Origin of the sequence: Pedobacter mendelii, assembly GCF_014635725.1 — a bacterium.
GTDB lineage: Bacteria > Bacteroidota > Bacteroidia > Sphingobacteriales > Sphingobacteriaceae > Pedobacter > Pedobacter mendelii.
The window spans coordinates 199,272-217,584 of sequence record NZ_BMDJ01000003.1 but is presented as its reverse complement, the minus strand read 5'-3'; the positions used below and the strand labels follow the sequence as shown (position 1 = coordinate 217,584).

15 protein-coding genes are annotated in these 18,313 nt (G+C 34.7%); 6 read left to right on the top strand and 9 right to left on the bottom strand.

What is annotated here, in order from left to right; genetic code table 11:
- Positions 1–8: 8 nt before the first annotated feature.
- The 3 genes from IEV50_RS07005 to pyrE all read right to left on the bottom strand — a co-directional run bounded on the left by IEV50_RS07005 (position 9) and on the right by pyrE (position 3,330).
- Positions 9–1,592 carry a hypothetical protein gene (locus IEV50_RS07005; protein WP_188412528.1) on the bottom strand — a complete coding sequence of 528 codons (1,584 nt, stop codon included), beginning with the start codon at positions 1,590–1,592 and terminating at the stop codon, positions 9–11.
- A gap of 642 nt (positions 1,593–2,234) precedes the next feature.
- Complete coding sequence (locus tag IEV50_RS07000; RefSeq protein ID WP_188412527.1) at positions 2,235–2,633, bottom strand: SRPBCC family protein; 399 nt, start codon at positions 2,631–2,633, stop codon at positions 2,235–2,237.
- Between the two features lie 52 nt (positions 2,634–2,685).
- A complete protein-coding gene (gene pyrE, locus IEV50_RS06995) occupies positions 2,686–3,330 on the bottom strand; it encodes an orotate phosphoribosyltransferase (protein ID WP_188412526.1) in 645 nt (214 codons plus the stop codon).
- Here pyrE and IEV50_RS06990 point away from each other — a divergent pair.
- Positions 3,329–3,940: an NUDIX hydrolase gene (locus IEV50_RS06990; RefSeq protein ID WP_188412525.1), complete on the top strand. Its 612-nt coding sequence runs from the start codon at positions 3,329–3,331 to the stop codon at positions 3,938–3,940. The genes pyrE and IEV50_RS06990 overlap by 2 nt on opposite strands.
- 291 nt (positions 3,941–4,231) lie before the next feature.
- On the opposite strand, the gene IEV50_RS06985 is transcribed toward IEV50_RS06990, so the two are convergent.
- From IEV50_RS06985 to IEV50_RS06965, 5 genes are all read right to left on the bottom strand, one after another.
- A complete protein-coding gene (locus tag IEV50_RS06985) occupies positions 4,232–4,840 on the bottom strand; it encodes a hypothetical protein (RefSeq protein ID WP_188412524.1) in 609 nt (202 codons plus the stop codon).
- Positions 4,830–5,333, bottom strand: a complete 504-nt coding sequence (locus IEV50_RS06980; RefSeq protein ID WP_188412523.1) for an RNA polymerase sigma factor — start codon at positions 5,331–5,333, stop codon at positions 4,830–4,832. The genes IEV50_RS06985 and IEV50_RS06980 overlap by 11 nt, the downstream gene beginning before the upstream one ends.
- Before the next feature lie 180 nt (positions 5,334–5,513).
- A complete protein-coding gene (coaD, locus tag IEV50_RS06975) occupies positions 5,514–5,984 on the bottom strand; it encodes a pantetheine-phosphate adenylyltransferase (RefSeq protein ID WP_188412522.1) in 471 nt (156 codons plus the stop codon).
- A 146-nt stretch (positions 5,985–6,130) separates the two neighbouring features.
- Positions 6,131–6,676: a 16S rRNA (guanine(966)-N(2))-methyltransferase RsmD gene (rsmD, locus tag IEV50_RS06970; RefSeq protein ID WP_188412521.1), complete on the bottom strand. Its 546-nt coding sequence runs from the start codon at positions 6,674–6,676 to the stop codon at positions 6,131–6,133.
- On the bottom strand, positions 6,667–7,473 hold the full coding sequence (locus tag IEV50_RS06965) for a DUF3822 family protein (RefSeq protein ID WP_188412520.1): 807 nt from the start codon (positions 7,471–7,473) through the stop codon (positions 6,667–6,669). Before IEV50_RS06965 ends, rsmD begins: the two co-directional genes overlap by 10 nt.
- Before the next feature lie 232 nt (positions 7,474–7,705).
- On the opposite strand from IEV50_RS06965, the gene IEV50_RS06960 reads away from it, so the two are divergent.
- Together IEV50_RS06960 and IEV50_RS06955 are read left to right on the top strand one after the other, a co-directional pair.
- Complete coding sequence (locus IEV50_RS06960; RefSeq protein WP_188412519.1) at positions 7,706–8,845, top strand: putative sensor domain DACNV-containing protein; 1,140 nt, start codon at positions 7,706–7,708, stop codon at positions 8,843–8,845.
- A gap of 677 nt (positions 8,846–9,522) precedes the next feature.
- Positions 9,523–10,956, top strand: a complete 1,434-nt coding sequence (locus IEV50_RS06955) for an ATP-dependent DNA helicase (protein ID WP_188412518.1) — start codon at positions 9,523–9,525, stop codon at positions 10,954–10,956.
- Positions 10,957–11,839: 883 nt separating this feature from the next.
- Here IEV50_RS06955 and IEV50_RS06950 read toward each other — a convergent pair.
- Entirely contained in the window at positions 11,840–12,745 is a 906-nt protein-coding gene (locus IEV50_RS06950; RefSeq protein WP_229746662.1) for a CvfB family protein, read from the bottom strand.
- A gap of 323 nt (positions 12,746–13,068) precedes the next feature.
- Between IEV50_RS06950 and IEV50_RS06945 the strand changes: the two genes are divergently transcribed.
- From IEV50_RS06945 to IEV50_RS06935, 3 genes are all read left to right on the top strand, one after another.
- Complete coding sequence (locus tag IEV50_RS06945; protein WP_188412517.1) at positions 13,069–14,805, top strand: ABC transporter ATP-binding protein; 1,737 nt, start codon at positions 13,069–13,071, stop codon at positions 14,803–14,805.
- Entirely contained in the window at positions 14,789–16,549 is a 1,761-nt protein-coding gene (locus tag IEV50_RS06940; protein ID WP_188412516.1) for an ABC transporter ATP-binding protein, read from the top strand. The genes IEV50_RS06945 and IEV50_RS06940 overlap by 17 nt, the downstream gene beginning before the upstream one ends.
- Positions 16,550–17,355: 806 nt before the next feature.
- Entirely contained in the window at positions 17,356–18,243 is an 888-nt protein-coding gene (locus tag IEV50_RS06935) for an SMP-30/gluconolactonase/LRE family protein (protein ID WP_188412515.1), read from the top strand.
- Positions 18,244–18,313 lie beyond the last annotated feature (70 nt).

Genomic DNA, 18,313 nt, shown 5'->3' with positions numbered 1-18,313 from the left:
TATTATAATTATTGGCAGCCAGAATTTGGAATTCTTTTGGAAGCAATGGCGTTTGTTTGTTCTAATGTAAACATATTAATATTATCGGCAGTATAACCATACTTTTTAAGTAAATCATTGTACGCCTGATTAATAAATTCTTGTTGCCCTGCTTCTGGATTTGGACCCGGATTGTTCATTCCGAATAATAATGTTTTTCGACAATCATCTATTGTAAAATTTCCTTTCCCATAAGAATAAAGAATATCTGTAAAGTTATCAAACTGGCTTGTAAGCATATTATAATGATCAGTATAATTATTGCTATTTCCCGTTTTCTCGTAAATTATATACTGATAAAGTCCTGCCATATAATTAGGTTTACTTGAGTTAACAAGAGAAACATTGCCACTTGAGGCAAAGAGATAGTTGATGTATGCATGGTAAGTTTCATGTATAATTGTTGCAGCAATCAATAATCTTGACCCCTGTTGTAGCATTGCTGTATTTATATTAATATCGGAACTCATACCAGTAAATGAATCGCTGGAAACTTTGGTTTGTCCTGCACTAAAATTACCATCAGACCAGGGTTGAGTAGTTGCGTTCCAAGTCAAAGAAGGTTTTTGTCCATTTTTGATAAATGGTTGAACCATTTTATTATAGGCAGGTATTGTTTCCAAGGAATCTAATACCATTACTTTAACACATGGAAATTTAGCTGCTATACTATCTTTTTTTATCTCAATGCTTGGTGTGCTATTGTCTCCTGTTGAACCACTACCGCCACCACCGTGTCCAGGATTTCCTCCGTATGGATTATAGCCACCTTCGCCACCTCCATTAGGTGTCTGATCTACACAAAAATATCCAGCTAAATACATCGTGCATGTCATGTACCCATCAACCCCAACACAGGAAGTTCTCCAATCAGGCTGTGGAAATGCACAAGGTTCCGGAGTATAGGTCATTAACTTATCAAACCTAGATCCAGTTTCAGTAATTGCTGGGTTTTTTAAATCCCCAAGCACAGGCTTTTTTAAGCCGAAATAATACCCTTCAAGACTACCGTTAAATCTCATAGTTATTTGTCCATCAAGATATCCCCAGCCATTTTCCAATTTACCAAGCATGTTAAAAAACATGATTTTGCCGCTTAAGTCATTAACTCGCTTGTAATGAATTTCATCTAAGCTTTTAGATAATTCACCTTCATTTAATATAGACATATAACAGCTTGAGATAATTTGCTTCGTGACTTTGTCTTTAAAAATAAGAAGTCGGATGTTATTTCTTAATTGACTCCTATCTTTTTGAGATTCATCGCTAAGCTTTTGATAAACTTTTTTGGGGTTTGATAGTTTTACTTCATATACCAGTAACTCACTTGAGGGTTCGCTGATATATATTGATTCCCATTGTGGTTTCAAATCATCGAAGTAAGAAACATGTGTTGTAGGTTTGTTTTGAATGTACCACTTTGCCAATTCGTTTTGTTCTGCCAGTTGTTCTGTGTCATTTTTTTTACATGCTGCAATGGCAAGTGCCAGTAAAAGGCAACAGAACACAAATACCTTTACAGGCGTTAAGCGAGAGTTTAACTTTTTCATCATCAATTTATTATTGCAATTTTTTTATTTTTTTCTAAATGTAATTTTATAAATCGAAAAAGTAAAATTTAATTTACAGAATAGACTTATTTATGGTTAAAATTATTGACATATAAAAGATATAAGTAGGTAATTTATGTTGACTTTTAAAGTAGCCAATATATGATAATAAGAACTATACAGGCTTTAGATTCAAAAGGCTTTTAGAAATTGCGATGAAAAGAAAAAGGAATAGCAACTTTTCACTTTCCCTTATCAAATTAATGCTTTCAATATCAATGATAAGTAGTTTGATTGAAATATTGAGCATTCAGAAATAATTCATTATTTTAATTTGGTCATAATTATATTTCTATTTATCATTATTTTTAGACAAATAAAAAATGCTCTTAATCAATTAGTTATGAAATTAATCTAACGCCTCATGTTTATGCTATCGGTAGGCCTGCTTTCCTTTCTGCCCGAAAAGGGCATTCATTCAATCAGGTTTAGGTGGATAGGTTAGTAGAACTATTAATGGGAATTCATGGCGCATAAAAAAAGCATCTGCCGATTTAAATGCAAATGCTTGTATATGTATCTAAGTAAATTTTGATGGCGAATTGGTAACTAAATACAAAAAAAACCAACCAACTAAAAAACTAATTATCCTAAAATCTCTTTCAACTTTTCAGTTTGGTGGTCGGCCAATTTTTGAAGTGGACCCGAAGCCAACATTTTCATCATCATATTTAGATCTGCCGAGATGATATGTTTTGCGGTTGTGGTTCCATTTCCATTATCCTCAACAGTCCATTTCAATTCTACATCGAAAGGTGCTTTTTCAGATGGAATTGCCGTTAATTCTTGGTTTTCAACACGATTAGAGATCTTAATCGCCAATTTAGCCATATTTTGGATGGTGAAACGAGCATCATCTTCTGTAGATTCCCAGTTATAAATGTTTTCAGGCATCAGTTGCTGATGATTGTTCATGTTTGAGAGAAAAGCATAAACCACATTTACAGGTTTATTAACTTGTACAGCGCTTTCAATAATTGTCATTATATGTCTTTATACGTTAGTTTTTTTCAATTCAATATTCAGAATTTAATGCTTAATCTTGTCCCCATTCTGAAGGATTTAAACGCCATTTTCCTAGTAATTCCATGTCGCTTTTTGCAATAATGCTATGTTCGGCGGCATAATCAATTAATGCTGCATAATTGGATAATGTAAAGTAACGACATTTAGCTGCTGCAAAGTTTTCATCGGCCTGTGCAAAGCTATATGTAAATATTGCTGCTAAGCCAGCAACAGATAAACCAGCGGCTCTTAATGCCTCAACAGCTTGTAAACTGCTTTTGCCTGTAGAAATTAAATCTTCGATAACAACTACACGCTGACCTTCCACAACTTCACCTTCAATTAAACTTCCAGTTCCATGTTCTTTAGCTTTTGCTCTAACATAGATAAAAGGTAAACCCAATTCTTGTGCAACTAAAACACCTTGTGGAATGCCTGCAGTAGCAACCCCTGCAATAACATCAACAGAACCAAATTCTTCTTGAATTGCTTGTGCAAGTTTTTGACGGATGTAAGTTCTAACCTGTGGATGGGAGAGGGTAATTCTATTATCGCAGTAAATTGGCGACTTCCAACCAGATGCCCATGTAAAAGGATTATTAGGTTGTAATTTAATTGCCTTTATTTGTAATAAAAATTCCGCTACCTTTAATTCAATATCACTTTTATTATACATGGCCCAAAATTACAGAATTTATATTAACGATAACACCTTGTTTATCTCAGATGTTTTACCTGAGCAAAAAGAAAAAATTCAACAACTTGAATTACAGGATTTTGATTTACAAATTTTTTACAAAAAATTAAAAAATGGGTCTAAAAAAAGCTACATTTTTCTAACTAAAAACCCAAAGGAAACCTTTAAGAAGTTAAAAAAGGATTGTACCATCATAAAAGCCGCTGGTGGTTTGGTAGAAAGCGCAAAAGGTAATTATCTGTTTATTTTTAGAAATAAAAAGTGGGATTTACCTAAAGGTAAGCTTGAAGAAGGTGAAAATATGAAAGAAACCGCCGTTCGCGAAGTGGAAGAAGAGTGTGGAATTAAGGTAGCTAAACGCGAAGAAAAGCTTTGTAAAACGTATCACGTTTACCCGATAGGCTCCAAAATGGTGATTAAGAAAACCAATTGGTACAAAATGAAAGTAAAGGGGGAGCCTAAATTAATTCCTCAAAAAGAGGAGGGAATTGATGAAGCCATTTGGTTAGATAAAAATCATATTAGTCCGGTTATAAAAAACACTTTTCCATCAATTATGGATGTATTGAGGGCTGGAGGGATTTTGTAGTAAATTTGGTTTTTCGTATTCTTATGTTTGCGGCGATTTTAATTTCAAATTCTATTTAAATTTTTTGGGCATGCCCCAAGCTGTGCAAGGGTCGGGCTATTCGTTACAATCTTTTTTGAAGAAAAATCAAAAAAGGATTTTCACTATTATCCCTCATGCAAAACCCAAAGGCGTAAAAAAATTGGCGATTATACTTAAATTTTAAATGCTTCGTTTTTCATCAATTCACCAATGCGTGTATCTCAATTCATTATCTGGATTAATCATTTTCATCAGTGATTAAAACAAAAATTAATTTTCAAAATCCAACTCATCAACCACTTTTTTTACTCGTTTTAAGTGTTTTCCATAATAGTACCAAGCCCATAATTCGGTAATTGCACCAATAATTAAAATGGAGATAAAACAGTTCAAAATTAAATAAGTTGTAGAAAGCTTAGCCATGATTTTGGTAAATATGGAGGCTTTTTCTACAAACAGATAAACAGCAAAAAAAGCCAGTCCGATAAAAGCAATGATGTAAGTAAGCGATTTATAAAGTTCGATGTTCAGTTTCATTTCATAGAAAAACCAGAGAATACTTTTGCGACTATCCCTACTCATATCGCATGAATTTTTGTAAAATCTGTAAAATTTGAAGAAGTAATAAGCTGTGAATCCACAGGTTACGGCGTAGAAAACCATGTAAACCATTTTCATATTAGTACTGAAATTAAAGAAATACGGAATGCCAGCCATTAAAACCAATGCCACAATCTGGTAATTAAATTCGTGTTTCATCTTTCTTCTGATGATATCAATAGGCGTATGGGCTTGTTTAATTTTAAGCATATCTTCTGAAATGTTGGTTTCTTCAGCACCATCTGCATTCCATTCGTTTTTTAAATCGTCAAAATTCATAACCATTTTTCTTTATGATGAATTGTAGTTTTTCTTTAGTTCTGTTGAGTTTTACTCGGGCATTTATCTCACTAATACCCAAATTTTCGGCAATTTCTCGGTGCGATTGATTTTCTAAGAAGAGAAATATTAATGCCTTTTCTACCGAATTTAATTCTTGTACGGCTTTGTAGAGATAAGCAAGTTTTTCTTCTTTTAATTCGTTTTCAATAACATCAATCAAGTCGATGTTTTCATCAAGTGGTATTTTATCTACTTTACGATTATCCTTTTTAAAGTAAACCAAAGCGGTGTTTAAAGCCACACGATACATCCATGTGGAAAATTTACTTTTGCCTTTAAAAGTCGGGTAAGCTTTCCAAAGCTGCATGACTATTTCCTGAAACAAATCTCGCTGTTGCTCAACATCGTTCATATACATTTTCGAAACTTTATGTATAATAGCTTTATGCTGATTAATTAGGGAGAGAAATATGGTTTCGGTTTCTTTCATTTAAGACGTTTTGTAAGGCTTAATGAATAGAAATTAGTTGTGGAAGAAAATGTAATGAGATACCTGTAAAATTTTAACCGCTTGAGTTTCCATAATTTTATTATTTACTCAATTAGTAATCGATTTTTTAAAACGTTACACACTTCGCAAAAAGAAAAATTATTTCTTTGCGGTCGATTTTTAAGGTTTGTATAAAAACTCTAAAGCCTCTTTAGGTACAAACGGACTCACATCGCCATGGTTTCTTAAAATATCGCGAACAATTGTAGAGCTAATGGCAGAATATTCGGGTTTGCTTAAAAGGAGAATGGTTTCTACTTCGGGCATCATGGTTTGGTTGATTTGGGCAATAGCTCTTTCGTACTCAAAATCTGATGCGGAACGAATGCCACGAACCATATATGTTGCATTTATTTTGCGACAGAAATCAACGGTTAAGCCCTCGTAAGTTTTAATTTCGATATTTTTATAACCTGTGAAAACAGTTTCCAAAATTTGTAAACGTTGCTCGGCGGTAAGAAAATTTTGTTTAGAGCTATTTAATCCAATACCAATAACAATTTTATCGAAGAGGGGAGTAGCACGTTGCAGAATATTTACATGTGCAATTGTTATCGGGTCAAATGAACCTGGAAATAGCGCTATCTTCATAATCAAATATAGATTTTTTATGTGGAAAGCTTAAAGCAAAAAGATTAAAGACTAAAGCTTGGCATTCGTGCCTAGCTGACGACCCCCCGTTCAACTAATAACCTAAACCTTTGTGCTCTTTGCGAAAAACTTAGCGTTCTTTGCGGTTAAGTAGCCGCCACGTACTCAAAAAAACTAAAAGAAGAATTACCGTATTTACGAGTTTCGGTGTAGCCAGGTTGGCTATTCAATTTCATATTACTTTGGTGCTCTACAACCAACAATCCATCTGGTTTAAGCAATTGCTGCTCTTTTACCATTACTGGAATTTGTGGGATGTTTGGCATGTTATATGGCGGGTCGGCAAAGATTAAATCATACGAAGCAGACATCTGTTTCAGTAATTTAAAAACATCGCCTTTTCGCACTTCTACCTGATTAAATTCATAGTTTTTAACTGTTGTTTTAACCCAGTTTACACAACCGTAATCCATATCCACAGCTAAAATATTTTTAGCATTGCGAGAGGCGAATTCAAAAGTTATGTTACCCGTGCCACAAAATAAATCTAAAACGGAGCAGCTTTCAAAATCAAATTTATTATTTAAAATATTGAAAAGAGCCTCTTTAGCCATATCCGTTGTAGGGCGAACAGGCAAATTTGCAGGCGGTTGCAAATGAATGCCTTTTAATCTTCCTCCTATTATTCGCATAAATCTAAAGCAAGCAATCCGCTGAAATAGTGTTTTGGCATATCGGCCAACAATTCACTATTTTGTTTTCCGGCGGGAAGAAAGAAATAAAGGTTATTGAAGTATTTTAATAGCGTATTGTAATAATCATCATCCTCATTAATTATGCCTTCTAAATAAATCGGGATAGATTCTGTAAGTCTTAACTGCTCAATAATCAACAATAAAAAGTAGTTGAACTCTTCTGCATTTTCTGCTGCAAAGTGGTTTTGGAAATTAATTTTCTTATCCTTTACAAACAGTATATTAAATGATGATGCAGTGAAATCAATCAGCAAAGCATCTCCAGATAAATGACTGAACAAAGCCAAAAGCGGAGAAGATTGAGGATAAACAATCGTGTTTTCCGGAAGTTTTTCCTCAACATTTTCATCTAATGAAAAAAGCGTTTTAAACCCCAATTCATCGTGATGTTTGGTGTAAATCTTGCCATCTGAACCTAAGAATTTTGAGTAAACAGCAAGGTTATCGGCATCGAACCATTCATCAGGGATGAAGATAAAATTTGAGGTATGTAAAGCAGCTTTTATAGCGCCATATTTTTTAGATAAGTAACTGTCGGTTTCAAAAGCATATTTCAAATCTTGCTCAACATTTTCACAGCCTTGCTTATCAAAAATCACATTAACCTGCTCCGAATCTTTATCAACCACGGCATAAGAAAAACTATCATTCGTTATTTTTAACAATAAATGGCAGTTTGCAGATGCATCAGCTTTAAAATTCGGGTCGACTAATAAAAGGCTGTTTTTACTCATTGAAACAAAAATAGAGTTTTTTAAGGATTAACCGCAAAGGGTGCAAAGTTTTTTCGCAAAGGACACAAAGTTGGGCGTATAAATTTTGTTGCTGCAAATAACTTTGTGTTCTTTGCGCCTTGGTGGTTAAAATTTCTCTGCATTTTTTGCGATTAAATCAAACTAAATCTTTTGACCAAAATCAAACCTTTCACTTGTTCAAAATTCAAAATATTCGGCTTAAATTCGAAACATGAGTTACAAGCCTACTTATAAAGCAGCGAACACGGTTGCTGTTAAAATTGAGCAACATTTTATAAAACTGCATGAGAATGCAGTGGCGCAAGGAGAGGAAGATTTGGCAACTCAGCCTGATAAGAAAATTATTGAGGCTTTAATTGATGTAGCTTTTTGGAGCAGTTTAAGAAAAGAAGAGGGGCATTCTCCACGAATTTCTATTGCTTTTTTACCGCCTTCGCAAACTTCAAAACCATTAAAATTTGCAAAACCTTTACCCTTAAATGCCAATACGCTTACTAAAATAGCACCTGGGATTGAGCGTTCCGGTATTCATCTAGGCGTTTGGGAAGAAGATGGCGAACTTTACATTTGGGGTACAACATTAAATATTCCCAACTTTTGTTTTGTAGTAGATGTTTCGGAACCTGGCTTAATTGTAATTAAACACCGCAGGATTTATGGCATTGGAAAATTTACAAATGTGGCAGTTTTAAAGGGTGAGCAGATTAGAATTGTAGATGATACATCATGTACGGATCGCGATTGTCCGCCGATTTTGAAAGCTTTACTTGATTTAACGGTGCTGGCAAGCTGGAACGATCCGATTAATATTTTAATTCAATTTTCTGTTTCCATGCGTAGCCATGGGCGGGGCGGAGCTTTGCTTATCATTCCGAAAGGTGATACAAAATGGGAGGAATCCATTATCCATCCGATACAATACTTAGTAGAACCACCTTTTTGCGGATTGTCGAATCTGGCGAAACAGAGTGGTAATCAAAGTGAGATTTTCTCTCAAGGCGCTTTACGTCGCGAGGTTGAACATTTGGCAGGTTTAACAGCTGTAGATGGCGCAACAATTATTAATGAAGAATTCGATTTGATTGCTTTTGGCACTAAAATCGGTCGTGCTAAAGGGAAGCCTACAGTAGAGCAAATTGCTTTTTCTGAGCCAATTGTTGGCGGAGAAGATAAAATTTTATATCCTGGTCAGTTGGGTGGAACAAGGCATTTTTCTGTTGCTCAGTTTGTAAACGACCAGCCGCAAGCCATCGGTTTAGTTGCCTCTCAAGACGGGCATTTTACGATTTTTAGTTGGAGTAAGCAGCAGAATATGGTGATGGCGCATAGGATTGAGACGTTGTTGTTGTAATAGGCTTATTTGATATTATATTTTGTCCTGGCCGAAAGGGCTTTTGTCTTTTTGATGTTAATAAAAATTAAAATTGCTTGATTAATTTTTATTATTTTTTGGTAATGTTTTATATTTATTATTTGTCCTGGACGGACGGGCTTTTTTCTTTTTGATGTCAAAAGAAACAAAAAACACCGGCTGAAAACTTTTCTATTAAAGTTAGTGGTTTGGCTTGGATAAGCTATCCCGAAAAATTTGTTAGGCCGGATTAAAGTAGAACGGAGATGATGTGGTAAGGCTTAGTTAGGTGGAAAGGCTAGATGATAAATCTAGTTTTTCTAGAATGTATTGATTTCCATCATGCTATCCCCTTTTGGAGGGGGCAGGGGGAGGTTTTTATTATTCTCGTAGTTTTAATGGTTGGAAATTTATCTACAATAGAATATCCTAATAAATAAATAACTTTATACATCTTGCAGCAACCAACTTTAAAAAAAGCCTCTATCTTTGCTATTTAAACCGTATTGCAGCGGCATCCTTTTTTGCAATATCTCTATTGAAATAGCACAACCATTCACAAAAAAGATATAGCGGAAAGACGGACTGCTGCAACCGATTAGTGCCACAATTGTTTTCCAAAACGTTAAAGCAAACGCTGTTCAAAACAATTTACCAATAAAAACATTCAACAATACATGTACATCGATAAAAGTTTAATCATTGCCGAGGCTTACGGACATACGCCAACTAAAGAGCAATTGCTTTTTTGCGAGCGGATGTCGAAGTTTTTGCAAGAAGATGATGAATATCGTTGTTTTGTACTTAAAGGTTATGCGGGTACAGGTAAAACCACTTCGGTTGCGGCTTTGGTAAAAGTGTTGGCTCAATTCAATTTGAGGAGTGAATTGTTGGCGCCAACTGGTCGGGCGGCTAAAGTAATGAGCCAGTATTCTTACAGAAAAGCATTAACCATTCATAAAAGAATTTATAGAAAGCGTTCGGCGGCATCGCCAGAAATGCAGTTTCAATTGGCACCAAACTTATCAGAAAATACACTTTTTATTATTGATGAGGCATCGATGATTGCGGATGAATTTAACGAAACAGGTTCTTCAATTTTGAGAGATTTACTGGAGTTTGTGTACAATACAAAAAACTGTTTCTTGCTTTTTGTTGGCGATACAGCACAGTTACCTCCAGTTGGAAGTTTGGAAAGCCCCGCTTTGAATGAACAGTATTTGAAAGATAAATTTGCTTTAAGCATCGTTTCTGTAGAGTTGAAAGAGGTTGTTCGCCAGGAAAAGAAATCGGGGATTTTGGCTAATGCAACGATGCTGAGAAACCAGATTTCTAAAAACCCGGAAAAACCATTGCCAAAATTTCTGACTAAAAACTATAAAGATATTTACAACATGGCGGGTGCTCGTTTGGTTGAGGGTTTGGAATATGCTTATCGAAAATTCGGTATGGAAAATACGCTGGTGGTTTGCCGGTCAAATAAATCGGCGAATATTTACAACCAACAAATCAGGGCGAGGTTGCTATATCGTGAAGAAGAACTTACTGGTGGCGACCAGATTATGGTGGTTCGTAATAATTATTTCTGGCTGCCCGAAAATGAGGAAACGGCCTTTATTGCTAATGGCGATATGGCGAAAGTGATTCGGGTAAGGGGAGAAGAAGAACGTTATGGTTTCCGCTTTGCTGATGCTACTTTGGAGTTTCTTGATTTCCCTGCGGCTGGACAAATTAGTTGTAAGGTGATGTTGGATACGCTGAATTTGGAAACGGCAAATTTGCCATACGAGCAAAATAAAAAGCTTTTTGATGGTTTAAATGAAGATTACGAACACATTGCCAATAAGCGGCAAAGAATGCTTGCCATAAAACAAGATCCTTTTTACAATGCTTTGCAAATCAAGTTCGCTTATGCGGTTACTTGCCATAAAGCTCAAGGTGGGCAATGGGATGCGGTTTTTGCCGACCAAGGTTATTTAACGGAAGAGATGATAGATTTGGATTTTTTAAGGTGGTTGTATACCGCAGTAACACGAGCTAAGAAAGAGTTGTATCTGGTAAATTTTGCCCCACAACTATTTGCCAAGACCGCACAAGAGGATTATTTTTAGAAGGTGATTTTATCGATTTTTTGAAGATGATTACACCGATTTTGAGATTACACTGATTTTTCTAGGCAAATTTCTAATCAATAATACCAGATTATACATCCAGCTTATATGTTCCTTATATGTCTTATATAGTTTAAAAATGAACTATTGATTTATTAGGAAGTACAATTTAACTTTCAAACAATATATTCTTGAAAGCGCTTTTCCAAAGGTTTTAACCATATAAGAGATATAAGAACATCAAAGCTCGAATGTTCTTATATGGTTGAAAAATTAATCATTTTACTCCGCGTCTTCGTCGGTAATTAACCTTTTTGAAGATGATTACACCGATTTTGAGATTACACTGATTTTTTCTGGGCAAATTTTCAATCAATAATACCAGATTATACACCCAGCTTATATATTCCTTATATGGTTTAAAAATGAATTAATGATTTATAAGAAAACACAATCATTGTTCTTTGTAAAACAAAACAATATTTTCTAAAAGGCGCTTTCCAAAAGGTTTTGACCGTATAAGATATATAAGAACATCCAAGCTAGAATGTTCTTATATGGTTAAAACATTAACCATATTACTCCGCGTCTTCGTCGGTAATTAACCTTTTTGAAGATGATTACACCGATTTTGAGATTACACTGATTTTTTCTGGGCAAATTTTCAATCAATGATACCAGATTATACACCCAGCTTATATATTCCTTATATTTCTTATATGGTTTAAAAATGAATTAATGATTTATAAGAAAACACAATCATTGTTCTTTGTAAAACAAAACAATATTTTCTAAAAGGCGGTTTTCCAAAGGTTTTAACCATATAAGAGATATAAGAACATCCAAGCTCGAATGTTCTTATATGGTTAAAAAATTAATCATTTTACTCCGCGTCTTCGTCGGTAATTAACCTTATCGAATCATCAGAAAGCATAATTAAACGTTCTTTATAAAGCGAACCAATGGTTTTCTTGAAAGCGCTTTTGCTAATCTGGAAACGATGGTAAATCTCTTCAGGAGAACTTTTGTCGCCCAATTCAATTACACCGCCACTCTTTTTCAACTCGGCTAACATCATTTCTTTCGAATCTAAAATGTGTCCATAACCACTTGGTTGTAAAGTCAAATCTATTTTGCCCTCCACACGAATTTTTTTAATCCAACCTTTACGGTGTTCGCCAATTTGAATATTATCAAAAACTTCGTTGTGGTAAAGCAAACCGATATAAGTGTTGTTTATAATTGCATTGAAGCCTAAATCTGTTTCCTCGGTAATTAGTAAACTTACTTCATCGCCCTCTTCAAAATCGAAATTCTCTTCCTCTACAAAGTCATACAATTTTGATGATGCCAGAAGGCGATCGTTATTTTCGTCCAAGTACAAATAAACCACGTATTTATACCCTTTTTGCATTGGTCTTTTTTGCTCTTTTGTTGGTACATAAACATCTTTATCGATGCCTAAATCTAAGAAGACGCCATCATCGCCATCCGAAGCAACTTTTAAGAAAGCAAAATCGCCAACTTCAGCGTAAGCTTTTTGGGTAGTTCCAGTTAAGCGGCCGTCCTTTTGGATGTAAACAAAAACGCTAACATTTTCGCCAATTTCTAAGCCTTTTGGCACATATTGATATGGTAAAAGCACCAATTTATCGCCATCTGTTAAATTTAAACCTGCCTCAGTTTTGCTTAAAACTCTTAATTCGTTATATTTTCCTATTTCAATCATAATATTGGGAACCATTTTCTTCAATGGTTGTACTGCAAAGGTAGCAATGTTTGCTTGCAATATATTTTAAATATTTGGGAAGGTGCTGAAGTGTTTCATCGGAGAATTCAGTCAGGCTGTTCGCTATATCTTTTAGTAATTAAAGTTGATAACTTTAATAGCGATTTAGAAAGAAAGTTGTCAACTCTCCAAAAGGATATCGCTGCCATCCCGTTTAGTAAAAATGGATTTTTCTGTTGTTGATTCTGTATTAAGATTCTCACCTGCATGGGAATGATGTCAAAATTGATTAGTTGCCTCCTCAAATTTCGAAAAACAAATTAAACATAAACTATTCAAATAAATGGGTTAAATTTGATGTTTACAATAGTTTATATCGTAATATGGCAAAACCCAAAGAGGCTAAAAAACCAAGTGTTTTTAGCTTGCTTGCATCTTATAAAGGCTTAATTTTCCTACTGATTTTATTTGCTTTACTGAGCAATGGAATCAATTTATTATTGCCTAAAATTATTGCTGAAGGAATTGATTCTTACACGAACAAAACTTTTAACTTAAATTCGATTTTGTTTCAGTTTGCGCTGGCAATTGTGCTGGTTTTTATTTTTACTTACTTGCAAAGTATTGTGCAAACTTACGCTTCAGAACGCGTGGCGAGAGATTTAAGAACCAAACTATCAGACCAAATTTCGCGTCAAAGTCATGCTTATATTATTCAGGCAAATCCCTCAAAACTATTAACTAACCTCACTTCGGATGCTGATTCGATAAAAATGTTTGTTTCTCAAGCCATCGTTTCCTTAGCATCATCCATCTTTTTAATAGTTGGTGCAAGCATTTTACTTTTAATGATTAATTGGAAACTTGCGTTGTGTATAATCGCAATTGTACCGATTATTGGTGGCGCATTTTTCTTCGTATTGAAAAAAGTAAGAGTGCTTTTTATCAAAAGTCGTGAGGTTATAGATTGGTTAAATAAAGTAATTAGTGAGAGTATTTTGGGTTCAGCATTAATTCGGGTAATCAATTCACAACAGCTTGAATACAATAAATTTCTCGATGCAAATGCAAAAGCCAGAGATTTGGGTCTATCTATTCTGCGCTTATTTGCAGGTTTAATTCCGATTATTGTATTCGTTGCCAACTTATCAGGATTAACAATTTTAGTACTTGGTGGGCATTTTGTAATTAACAACACCATGACTTTAGGCGAGTTCGCCGCTTTTAATAGTTACTTAGCGCTAATAATTTTTCCAATTCTCGTTATTGGGTTTATGAGTAATGTAATTGCACAGGCAACGGCATCGTATCAAAGAATTGAAAGTGTTTTAAATGCCGCGGAAATTAAACATCCGGGAACACTAACCGATGAATTAATCGGTGAAGTGGAGGCAAACAATATTTCGCTAACGATTGGGCAGAAGCCAATTTTAAAAGATATTTCATTCGCGGCCAAATCAGGTTCTAAAACGGCAATTATCGGCCCAACGGCTGCGGGTAAAACACAGTTACTTTACATTTTAACAGGCTTAATCAATCCAAATGCTGGAGAAGTTCTTTTCGATGGAAAAGAAATCAACCATTATAATCAAGAGAATTTTCATAAGCAAGTTGGTTTTGTGTTTCAAGATAGCATCATGTTTAATATGAGCATTCGAGAAAATATTGCTTTCAGCGATACAGTTACTGATGAATCTTTAGCAAAAGCCATTCAAACTGCCGAGCTGAAAGATTTTGTTGATAGTCTCCCGGAGAAACTTAATACAATTGTTTCTGAACGAGGAAATAGCCTTTCTGGTGGTCAAAAACAGCGTATTATGTTGGCAAGGGCATTGGCTGTAAATCCAAAAATATTGTTGCTAGATGATTTTACCGCTCGTGTAGATACCAATACCGAAAAGCGGATACTGGAAAATATTCAACAGAATTATCCAGGTTTAACGTTAATATCGGTAACTCAGAAAATAGCATCTGTTGAAAATTACGATAAGGTTATCTTGCTGATGCAAGGAGAAATCATTGCCTCCGGAACCCATCAAGAATTACTAAAAAGTAGTCCTGAATACGTTCAAATTTATAATTCACAACAGAGCACCAGCAATTATGAACTACAATCTTAACCAGATTAATCAACAGCAAGAAAAGCAATCTACTTATAAAGCGCTTAAAAGATTGTTGAAACTCATTTCTGCTGAGCGAAAAAATCTTTGGCTGGCGCTGATAGCGATTCTAATAAACTCTGGTTTGCTTTTACTTGGGCCGCTTTTAGTTGGTCATACCATCGATACTTACATCAGAACAAAGCAATTTCATGGCGTTTTAGTTTTTGGCGGAATTCTTTTAGTGATGTATATGATTGCCATGATTACGGGCTACACGCAAACTAAACTAATGGGTGGCGTGGGCCAAAGAATGCTTTACACTTTAAGAAATGCTATTTTTAATAAACTGCAGGAATTTCCGGTTTCTTTTTTCAATCAGAATAAAGCCGGCGATTTAATTTCGAGGGTAAATAATGATACAGATAAGCTAAATCAGTTTTTCTCACAATCGCTGATGCAGTTTATCAGTAGTATTGTAACTATGCTTGGTGCAGGGATTTTCCTTTTGTCTATAAATTTAGAGCTTGGTGCGGCAGCTCTTTCGCCAGCGGTTATCATTGTGCTTTTTACCATGGTTTTATCGCCTTGGGTTAAACGGAAAAATGCTAAAAATTTAAAGAGCGTGGGCGGAATGAGCGCCGAAATTCAGGAAAGTTTAAATAATTTCAAAGTTATTATTGCTTTTAATCGTCGAGATTATTTTAGGAAACGTTTTGATGAGGCTAATAAAGAAAATTACAAAACGGCCATTGGTGCCGGTTTAGCCAACAATATTTTTGTGCCTGTTTATGGCTTGCTTTCGAGTATTGCGCAATTAATCGTATTGCTTTTTGGTATTTATTTAATTTCTATTGGTCAGTTTTCATTAGGATTATTAGTCAGTTACATTTCGTATTGTACTAATTTTTACAATCCGTTAAGACAATTGGCTGCGCTTTGGACGAGTTTTCAGGTGGCAATGGCAAGTTGGGATAGGATTTCTCAAATCCTTTTATTGGATACAAACCTAACTCAGGTTGAGGGTAATAAAACCATAACCTCTGATGCTTTGCTTGAATTTAAAAATGTTCATTTCTCTTATGATGATTCAAAAGAAATTCTGCATAACATTAATTTAAGGTTCGAAAAAGGTAAAACTTACGCTTTAATTGGGCCTACTGGAGGCGGAAAAACAACTACTGCATCGCTTATTTCCAGATTATACGATGCCACAAAAGGTGTGGTTTTACTTAATGGAAAAGATATTCGTTCGTTTAGTGCTGAAGAGCGTTCACAAAAAATTGGTTTTATTCTGCAAGAACCATTTTTATTTACTGGAAGTGTTAAGGATAATATTTTATATGGCAACAGTAAGTATAAAGATGTAAGTGATGATGAACTGAAAAAAATTATTCAGGATGCAAATCTCGATGCGCTTTTGGCCATTTTTGATGAAGGATTGAATACGCAAATCACTTCAGGCTCTGATGATATTAGTTTGGGACAAAAGCAATTAATTGCATTTATGCGTGCTGTTTTGCGCAATCCCGAATTACTGATTTTAGATGAAGCAACTGCAAATATTGATACCATTACAGAGCAGTTGTTAAGCAATATCCTAAACAAATTATCGAAAGAAACTACATTAGTAATTATTGCGCACCGATTAAATACCATAGAAAATGCTGATGAAATTTATTTCGTTAACGAAGGAGAAGTTCAAAAAGCAGGAACCTTAAATGAAGCTTTGAATATGTTGTTAAAAGGCAAGCGAGTGAGTTAAGTTATTTTATTTGTTTCAGTTAATAAAAATATATCGCATTCCTATCTTATTTAAGGCAATATATTCACATCAGGGATTATTTCAAAAATTTCTTGGCTTCGCTCGAAATGATGATAGCTTATTTATTTGCAACCTTAAATACTTGCAGAAGCAAAAGTTAATTAGACCCGATAGAGCGGAAGACAAGGAATGAGTATGAGGGCTTGAAGAGATAGCGGGACGAACATTAATACAGATTTCATGACTTGCTCTTCTAAAATTTATGGATTTTGAAATATTTATTTAAATGTTCTTAACCATGGCCAATGTCCTTACTGAACATTAAACTTTTATTTTCGGTCTGTGGGGACACAGACCGAGGAATGGGTTAATTAGACCCGATAGAGCGGCTAACATTAATAAATGCTTCAGGACTTGCTCTTCTAAAATTTATCTATTTTGTGATATTTTCATTTTTTTTCCTCTGTCTGTGTCCTCAAATGTTATTATATGATATTAGTTTCGGTCTGTGGGGACACAGACCGAGGAATGGGTTAATTAGACCCGATAGAGCGGCTAACATTAATAAATGCTTCAGGACTTGCTCTTCTAAAATTTATCTATTTTGTGATATTTTCATTTTTTTTCATTTGTCTGTGTCCTCAAATGTTGTTATATGATATTGGTTTCGGTCTGTGGGGACACAGACAAAGGAGGAGGAAGTTTTCTATGTTTAAAGATTTCTCGGCTTCTCTCGATATGATGATAGCTTTTTTATTTGCAACAGAGATGTTTATTCATCACCTTGCAATACCAAATATCATCCTATGAAAAAGTACCTTATCTTTTCGATTTTAACTTTGCTTTCTTTAGTTTCCTCTGCCCAATCCACAAATCTAATTTTTGTTCAGGATAGTTTAAAACTGATTTCCTCGCAATTTAAATTTACAGAAGGAGCCTCCGTAGATAAGAAAGGCAATATTTTTTTTACGGATCAGCCCAATGATAAGATTTGGAAATATGACTTTGATGGGAATTTGAGTTTGTTTATGGATAAATCGGGTAGGGCTAACGGAACTTATTTCGATAGAAAAGGAAATTTGATTGTTTGTGCTGATGAAAACAATCAAATATGGTCTATCGATAAAAATAAAAAAGTAACCGTTTTGTTCTCTGATTTTGAGGGTAAGAAAGTAAATGGCCCGAATGATATTTGGATAGACAAAAAAGGCGGAATATATTTTACCGACCCATATTATCAACGTGATTACTGGACAAGAAAATCGCCAGAAATTGTTGGAGAAAAGGTTTATTATCTCCCGAAGGGAAAAAAGACTGCAATGGTTGTGGCAGAAGATTTTAAAAGACCAAATGGTATTGTTGGTACACCCGATGGAAAATATTTATACGTGGCAGATAGAGTTGCTGATGTAACTTATAGATATGAGATAGGCCAAGATGCTTCATTAAGCAACCGCCAGTTGTTACTTAGGCAGGGGTCTGATGGAATGACTTTAGATAGTAATGGAAATATTTATTTAACTGGCAAAGGGGTTGATATTTATAACCCAATAGGAAATAAAATTGGCCATATCGATGTACCAGAAAATTGGTGTGGAAACATTTGCTTTGGCGGAAAAGACAGAAATATTTTATTTATTACCGCATCAAAATCGATTTATAAAATTGTAACAAATGCAAAAGGAGTTGAATAAAAAATAAATGAGGCTGTATCATAAAGCAATTTATCTTTGAATCTTGTCACGTTGAGCTAAGCCTGTGCTG